The organism is Pseudomonas sp. FYR_2, assembly GCF_043106425.1.
Taxonomy (GTDB): domain Bacteria; phylum Pseudomonadota; class Gammaproteobacteria; order Pseudomonadales; family Pseudomonadaceae; genus Aquipseudomonas; species Aquipseudomonas monteilii.
The window spans coordinates 21,181-27,289 of sequence record NZ_JBICMM010000009.1 but is presented as its reverse complement, the minus strand read 5'-3'; the positions used below and the strand labels follow the sequence as shown (position 1 = coordinate 27,289).

Below are 6,109 nucleotides of genomic sequence, written 5' to 3'. Positions count from 1 at the left end.
CAGCTTTTGAAGCGGGAGCGAATCCGACGAAAGATCTACGCAACGCGTGACGAAGCCCGAAGTGATATTTTCGATTACATCGAGATGTTCTATAACCCCAAGCGTCGACACAGCAGTGCTATGCAGCTGTCGCCAGTAGAGTATGAGAAACGCTATTTTCTGAGCTTGGAGAGTGTCTAGGGAACCCGGGGCGATTCAGTCTGACTGGGTTGGCCAAAGCCACTGCTCAAACCTCAACTGCAGGTGCCAGGAATTCCTGAGTCGAGCCTGATCCTTCAGCGCTGCCCGACAGCGCCTCAGGAGCCTTCGCTTTTCACCTGGCAAATCCCGTTGGCCCGGTTCTTCCCGGTATACGAGACATCAGGTGAGCCGTCCGGGTTGATCGACAGCGAGATTGTCACCCCGCTGCCTTTGGCTTCGAAGTAGTTCTCGTTGAACTTCTTCAGCTTGCCTTCCTTGCCATTGATGTAAATCGGGCCGCCCTTGTCGGCGTGTACCTCAATGTTTCCTGGGCACGTCGCGTTCAGCAGTGGAATCCCAGCCTGGGCAGCGCCAGACGCCGCCAGCAAAGCACCAATCATTAGTCGCTTCATCTCACGCTCCTTGAGTGGATTGACCGAGATCGAAGCAATAGCTCAATTCAGCGCTGCCCGCCAGCGCCTTCCCCTATTCAACGATAACGCCTCCCCGGCGAGGGCGGCGCCTGCACGCAAGGACCACAACATGCCCGAACAACAGCACGACGAGAGCAAGCTCGAGCGGGTCATCCGCAAGATCAAGCGCTGCCTGGCCCTGTCCAAAAGCTCGAACGAGAACGAGGCGGCCACTGCAATGCGCCAGGCCCAAGCGCTGATGCGCGAGTATCGACTCACCGAGCTGGATGTGCGCCTGAGCGATGTGGACGAGGTCCAGTCGGAGAAGTCTAGGGCGAACCGCCGGCCAACCTGGGATCGCCACCTAAGCGGGATCGTGGCCAGGGTGTTTGGCTGCCGACCTCTCTCATATCGCCACTGGTGCGACACCTCCGGGCGCATGGTTGAACGGGCCTTGTTTGTAGGCGTCACGCCAGCACCCCAGATCGCGATGTACGCCTACGAAACCTTGCTTGCCAAGCTGACGCAGGCCCGGCGCGACTATGTGGCTTGGGTCCGATCCGGCAAGAGCCGCAGCACCTACTCGCCGGAGACTGCCGGCGATCACTTCGCAATCGCGTGGTTTTCAGTGGTGCACGGCAAAATCCATGCCGGACGCGCGCGGTGATGCGGTTCATGCGTTTCTCTTCGCTCGCTTCTCGGCAGTAGTCGGGAAGTCGATTTCAAACTCTCGGATCAGTCGGCCGAGCTGCTTGAAGGAAATGTTCAGCTCACGCACAACGTCTGCCCTGGACATTCCGACATTGCGGTAGGCGACGATCTTCTCTGCCTTCGACCTGTCTTCAACGGGGTCGCTGAGCTTTTTGCCCAGGTTGCTTTTCCCGTAGTTGGGGTCACGCTGGAACTTGAAGTTGCCTTGTGATGCCGCGCGAACGAGAGTCGCCTGGACGAGGCCGGTGTGAGCCATGGCCTCCTTGTAGGTCATGGTCTTTGCCAGCTCGCGGAGCTCATCGAGCTTTTTCAGGCGCGCCTCCACTCGTTTGTTGGGTGGGGCGGCTACCGATGCACGCTTTGGCTCAAGGTCGCGATGAGGCCGGTGTGGCACGTACTCGAACCCGGGCAGGGTTTCAACGGAGCCACCGCTGCCGAAGAAGTTGTCGATGCTGGCATTGAGCTGAGCCAGAATCTGGTCTCGGCTGTTCGATTGCCCGATTATTGCAGGCCACCTCTTTTGCTCGCAGCGCCTGCCTCCATCACATCCACAAACCGCATTGCGGTGCGGTAGCTGAAGGCAAAGCCCTGGACGGCGCCGGTGGCGATTTCAACGACATCCCACGTTGCGCCTTTGCCGCACGCCTGGTAGCGAGGGGCGGTTTGGCTGACCTTGGCATGGGCCTCGGCCCTCACTGACTTGCTGCGCTCGAGCAGGGCCGCGAGCACGGCAAGCTTCTGCTCGAAAGCAGGGTGCATTGCTGTCTGCATGGTTGATCCTCGGGTGGTCAGGCGTGGAGTTCCAAGGCTTCGGCCTTGCGAACGATTCGAAATTGGGCGGTGCGGCGCTCCGGCGCGCGGCGATCGCGGCGCATGGGGTCGCTGTCGTTGATCTCCGCGTGCATGGCCAACCAGGTGAATTTTCAGAGGACTTGTTTGCGCTCAAGCAATCGGTGGCATGTGACCGACTGATGCAGGTGATGGATGACATCAACGAGCGCTGGGGGAGGGGGACAATGCGAGCCGCCAGCGTGCCGGCGACACCGGACTGGGGGATGAGGAGGGAGATGATGAGCCAATCCTACACAACGCGTATCGATCAGCTGTGGACGGTTAAATGTTGAGCTTGCCGTCGGCCTGGCTGGCCGAACTCAATGACCAGCACGCTCTGATAACCGATCCGGATGGCCGAGCCGGGGTACTTGCCGAGCTCGCTATTTCTGCGCACCGACGCGGGGACGTTGATGCGGGCCAATTGGCCGACATGCTCGAGTTTGCCGAGGCGGCTAGGCTGTGGGCTCTGATTGAGGATGTATATGCAGCTTGAGCCGCTCGATGCGCCCACCGTCTAGGGGCGTTAGTGGCCGGTCGTGAATGGCTGCTTTCGACCCATTGCGGCCATTCGCGGAGGCCAATAAACGGCCCATTGCGCCCCTTCGACCCTATCGCTCGATAGGTGATCATGGCGCACTTCGATACAGATATGGCCTAGTTCGAAGCTACCATCTTGGCCCTGTGGGGCTATTCCAAGCGTTGCTACAGTGGGCTCCAACAACCATCCACCCACTACGAGCAACTACCCCATGAACAACCGCCTTGATTACTTCAAACTGTCTCCCCAAGCGTCCAACAAACTGGTGGAGCTCACCCTGCAACTGAGCAAGAAGCCGCTACTGGCCGATCTTGCCCACCTGATCATGTTGCGCGCTTCGCAGCTCAACGGCTGTTCATTCTGCGTGGATATGCATGTGAAAGAGGCCAAGATCTATGGCGAGCGCGAGCTGCGTCTTCACCACGTGGCCGTCTGGCGTGAGTCACAGCTGTTTTCGCCAGCAGAGCGGGCGGCGCTGGAGTGGACTGAAGCCCTGACCCAACTGCCGCCTCATGGTATCTCCAACAGCCTGTACGCGAGTGCGCGTGAGCAGTTTTCCGAGCAGGAGCTGTCGGATTTGTCGTTCCTGATCGTCGCCATCAATGGCTGGAATCGCCTCAATGTGGCTTTCCAGGCGATCCCGGGCTCGTCCGATGAACTCTTCGGCCTGAACAAGGCCAACCTCAATTGAGTAACTTGCTGATCAACGCGCCAAGCTGCTCGCCTGGAGCAGTCGTGGCGCAGTTGGTGAAACTCAAGAGCAGACCTGACTGACGCTGCGATGAGGCAGCCCAGCGCGACAACGCTTGTACCGACATGCCCCTCGCCAGCACCTGCTCGGCCAGGGCGGTGTCGCTTACGTCCTCCGGTAAACGTAGTACCAGGTGCATACCGCCTGGCGAGCGTTCCACCTGCATACCCTTCGGCAAACTCCGCTCCAGTGCTTCGATGGTCAATGCCCGTCGCTCGTTGTAGAGGCGGCGCATACGTTGGATATGCCGAGCGAAGTGTCCCTCGGCAACGAACTCCGCCACCAAAGCCTGGGTAATTGACGGTGACCCGGCAGCAAACAAGGCCCGTCCGACGCGCTCGAACGCTGCCACCTGCGCCTGCGGCACCACCAGATAAGCCAGGCGAATACCGGGAAACAGCACCTTGCTGAAGGTGCCGGCATACAGCACGCGCCCATGGCGATCCAAGCTGGCCAGCGCTGGAAGTGGACGGCTGACGTAGCGGTACTCGCCGTCGTAATCGTCCTCGACAATCCAGCCACCGGTGCGGGCAGCCCAATCGAGTAGCAGTTGTCGGCGTGGCAGCGACAGTGCCATCGACAGCGGGCTCTGATGCCCTGGTGTCACCATGACGACTTGAGCAGCCCGAAAGCCCGCGATGGCGTGTTCTACGTTCATGCCTTCTGCATCAACCGGCACCGCTTCCAGGTCCAGGCCGAACTGGCGGAGCACCTGGCGCGTAGTGGGATAGCCCGGGTCTTCCACCCAGGCGCACTCGCCTGGCTGCAACAGGGTATGTGCGACTAAGGACAGGCTATTGCGCCAACCGCTGGTGATAAACACCTGATGGGCACCGCAATCGATACCTCGGGACACCTGCAGATACGAAGCAATGGCGCTGCGCAACGCTGCTAGGCCGTGGGGTGCTGGATAGTCCAGATCTCCCAGACGCATCCCACGGAGATACCGAGCACCGAGACGCGCCCATATCTTGCGCGGAAATGCATCCAGCGCCGGTACCCCCATCTGGAACGGCAACAGCTGCGGTGGACGCCAGAGCGAATCAGGCGCGTCTTCGATCACTTGGCTGCTGACTGGCAATACGGTGGCCGCTGACACAGGCTTCTGCAGTTCAGGATTGATTACGGTGCCTTTCTGCCCGAGCGCTAGGAGGTACCCTTCGCTGGCCATCAGCGAATAGGCCAGTTCGACGGTGCCACGTGCCACCCCCAGCTCCTTAGCCATGGCGCGCGCCGACGGCAAGCGGTCACCGGGGGACAACGTGCCAGCGGCAACGGCGGCCAGCACGCGGTCGTACAGTTGACGATACAGGGGCAAGGCGGACTGCTCTTCCAAGGGAGCAAAAGGCGGCTTGGGGGAGGTCATCATGGCCTAGTTCATATCCCATTTCTTGGATCAATCAAGTGGGTCAATGGTAGTCCAATATAGCTCCATCACCTACTGATGAGGGCAACTCCCATGAAATTCCCTTTGCACAACTTCATACCCAGCGTGCTCGACCTGGCCGATACCGCCCTGCGTCCCTTGGACAGCACCCATGACCTGTGCAGCGCATTCCCGGTAATGCATCAATTGCGCCCTCATCTGACGAGCGAAGCCGACTTCGTCAGCCGCATCGAGCGTATGCGCCTTGAAGGCTATCGCCTGATTGGCGCTTATGACGCAGGCGTTCTTGTAGCACTGGCTAGTTACCGCTTTCAGGAAAACCTGGTCTACGGCGCATTCCTGTATGTCGATGACCTTGTAACCGCCGAGGCTCAGCGGGGTGGCCAGTGGGGATCGCGCTTATTGCAAGCTCTGGAACGACTGGCGCGCGCCAGCGGTTGTGCACGCCTGGTGCTCGACACGGGTTTGGCCAACGCCCGCGCGCAACGTTTCTACTTCCGTGAAGGCATGTTGACGGGTGCACTGCGCTTTCAAAAACAGTTCGATACGCCATAACCCGCATGCACATCCAAGGAGGCAAACCTCATGACATCGTCCCAACAGCCACTTGCTCCTTTGCGCATTCTTCGCCTGGTCACCAGCCCCAATGCAGAGGCTTCGGAAAGTCTGAAGCTGTCCCAGCAGATCCTGTTCGCCTTGGCCACCGAGGCCGGCAGAAGGGGTATCCAGTTGACCGATTTAGACCTCAACACCATGGCCCCAGTCGATGCCCCTTACGCCCAGGCATTAGCGAATCAACGCGTAGTCACGGCAAGTGGGCGGGACAGTACGTTGAGCCGTTCCAACGAATTGATCGACCAACTGCAAGCATGCGACGTACTGCTGATTGCCACGCCGATGCACAACTACAGCGTGCCCGCTCCACTCAAGATGTGGATCGACCATGTGGTACGCGTGGGCAAAACGTTTGTGGGCACCGCCAAAGGCAAAGTCGGAAATCTGACGGATCGTCCGGTTTACGTCGCAATCGCTAGCGGGGGCTACATCAACGGCCCACAGGCCCGTCAACCGGACTTTCTGCGCCCCTACCTGTCCGCCGTCCTTGCCACCATCGGTCTCACTCAGGTGCATTACTTCACCGTTGAAGGTACCGCCAAGGGGGTGGAGTCACTGAATACTGGAAGGGCAACAGGGTACGGTGATGTGCAGGCGTACTTTGTTAGGCATAGCCGTCGAGTGGATCATGTCTAAAGTCCGCTTCAGGGCCGACATCTACTCCAAGTGTTTAGGTTTGC

At 59.6% G+C, this 6,109-nt stretch carries 8 protein-coding genes and 3 pseudogenes; 6 read left to right on the top strand and 5 right to left on the bottom strand.

Translation table 11 applies throughout. The annotated features are described in order from the left end of the window. Nucleotides 1-180: IS3 family transposase (locus tag ACF8R4_RS01795; protein WP_392491568.1), on the top strand; the 180-nt coding region annotated here is incomplete at its 5' end. Nucleotides 181-296: 116 nt separating this feature from the next. Here the strand turns inward: ACF8R4_RS01795 and ACF8R4_RS01790 are convergent. After that, the gene (locus ACF8R4_RS01790; protein ID WP_060501465.1) at nucleotides 297-593 is read right to left on the bottom strand and encodes a hypothetical protein; all 297 of its coding nucleotides are present in this window, start codon (nucleotides 591-593) and stop codon (nucleotides 297-299) included. 130 nt (nucleotides 594-723) lie between these two features. Between ACF8R4_RS01790 and ACF8R4_RS01785 the strand changes: the two are divergent. After that, a pseudogene (locus ACF8R4_RS01785) lies at nucleotides 724-1,242 on the top strand (DUF2786 domain-containing protein); the annotation flags it as partial. Between the two features lie 24 nt (nucleotides 1,243-1,266). On the opposite strand, the gene ACF8R4_RS01780 reads toward ACF8R4_RS01785, so the two are convergent. From ACF8R4_RS01780 to ACF8R4_RS01770, 3 genes and pseudogenes are all read right to left on the bottom strand, one after another. Further along, nucleotides 1,267-1,578 (bottom strand): hypothetical protein, encoded by a 312-nt coding sequence (locus ACF8R4_RS01780; protein ID WP_177337140.1) that lies wholly within the window; start codon nucleotides 1,576-1,578, stop codon nucleotides 1,267-1,269. 227 nt (nucleotides 1,579-1,805) lie between these two features. After that, nucleotides 1,806-2,075, bottom strand: a complete 270-nt coding sequence (locus ACF8R4_RS01775; protein ID WP_060501469.1) for a hypothetical protein — start codon at nucleotides 2,073-2,075, stop codon at nucleotides 1,806-1,808. Nucleotides 2,076-2,092: 17 nt separating this feature from the next. After that, a pseudogene (locus ACF8R4_RS01770) lies at nucleotides 2,093-2,215 on the bottom strand (helix-turn-helix transcriptional regulator); the annotation flags it as partial. Between ACF8R4_RS01770 and ACF8R4_RS01765 the strand changes: the two are divergent. Together ACF8R4_RS01765 and ACF8R4_RS01760 are read left to right on the top strand one after the other, a co-directional pair. Further along, a pseudogene (locus ACF8R4_RS01765) lies at nucleotides 2,183-2,428 on the top strand (DUF4113 domain-containing protein); the annotation flags it as partial. The pseudogenes ACF8R4_RS01770 and ACF8R4_RS01765 overlap by 33 nt on opposite strands. A gap of 459 nt (nucleotides 2,429-2,887) precedes the next feature. Next, entirely contained in the window at nucleotides 2,888-3,367 is a 480-nt protein-coding gene (locus ACF8R4_RS01760; protein ID WP_392491565.1) for a carboxymuconolactone decarboxylase family protein, read from the top strand. Here ACF8R4_RS01760 and ACF8R4_RS01755 read toward each other — a convergent pair. Beyond that, complete coding sequence (locus ACF8R4_RS01755; protein WP_392491563.1) at nucleotides 3,360-4,796, bottom strand: PLP-dependent aminotransferase family protein; 1,437 nt, start codon at nucleotides 4,794-4,796, stop codon at nucleotides 3,360-3,362. The genes ACF8R4_RS01760 and ACF8R4_RS01755 overlap by 8 nt on opposite strands. A gap of 90 nt (nucleotides 4,797-4,886) precedes the next feature. Here ACF8R4_RS01755 and ACF8R4_RS01750 point away from each other — a divergent pair, with 90 nt between their 5' ends. Next, nucleotides 4,887-5,369, top strand: coding sequence for a GNAT family N-acetyltransferase (locus ACF8R4_RS01750; protein WP_060501477.1), 483 nt, complete (start codon nucleotides 4,887-4,889; stop codon nucleotides 5,367-5,369). Nucleotides 5,370-5,399: 30 nt separating this feature from the next. Further along, nucleotides 5,400-6,065, top strand: a complete 666-nt coding sequence (locus ACF8R4_RS01745; RefSeq protein ID WP_060501479.1) for an FMN-dependent NADH-azoreductase — start codon at nucleotides 5,400-5,402, stop codon at nucleotides 6,063-6,065. Nucleotides 6,066-6,109: the final 44 nt, after the last annotated feature.